The following is a 715-nucleotide window of genomic DNA, read 5'->3' as shown; positions in this document are numbered from 1 at the left end:
CTAAGGCTTGTGGGGGATCATCGTGAATTGATGACGGCTGCTGCGAGGTAGATCATGGCTTTGAAGCTCTGGTCGGTTTTCTCCGCCCGCATGGCGATGCGTTTGAACTCCTTGAGCTTGCAGAAGAAGTTTTCGATGAGATGGCGCCACTTGTAGATTTCGCGATCGAGCGGCCATGGCTTTTTGCGCCGCGGATGCTGTGAGATGACGATCTTGGCGCCTCGGGCGTTGAGATCGGCGATGATGTGATCGCTGTCGAAGGCCTTGTCTGCGATCAGGCCACCGAAATCGACGCCGTGGAGGAGCGGCTCGATGCCAACCGTGTCGAAGCGGTGGCCCGGCAGGAGTTCGAAGCGCACGAGGTTGCCGAGCGCGTCGGTGAGCGCCAGGATCTTCGTGGTCATGCCGCCCTTGGAGCGGCCTATGGCCTGGCTCGAAGTCCCCCTTTTGCGCCCTGTCCGTGACGGTGAACCTTGACGATCGTGGCATCGACCATGGCGTACTCCATGTCCGGCTCATCCGAGCAGGCCTCAAAAAGTCGCACGAAAACATCGGCCTTGCGCCAGTCGCTGTAGCGCCTGAAGGCTGTGCTCCAGTTCCCGAAATGCTCAGGCAGGTCGCGCCAGGGGCTCCCCGTGCGAGCGATCCACAGAACCGCTTCCACGAACCGGCGATTGTCGCTCCCGCTCCGCCCCGGATCGGTCGGCTTCCCCAG

The 715-nt window shown here is 61.5% G+C and carries 1 protein-coding gene; it reads right to left on the bottom strand.

The genetic code is table 11. The features are described 5' to 3' along the window. Positions 1 to 17 precede the first annotated feature (17 nt). A protein-coding gene (locus tag FG93_RS31870) for an IS5 family transposase (RefSeq protein WP_152579455.1) occupies positions 18 to 715 on the bottom strand; the annotation gives its coding sequence in 2 pieces (ribosomal slippage) (positions 18 to 439 and positions 439 to 715; 699 coding nt in all).

It is taken from the genome of Allobosea sp. LC85 (genome assembly GCF_000735605.1).
Lineage (GTDB): Bacteria > Pseudomonadota > Alphaproteobacteria > Rhizobiales > Beijerinckiaceae > Allobosea.
Note: the sequence above shows the minus strand (reverse complement) of the source record. Positions and strands in the feature narration are given on the sequence as shown.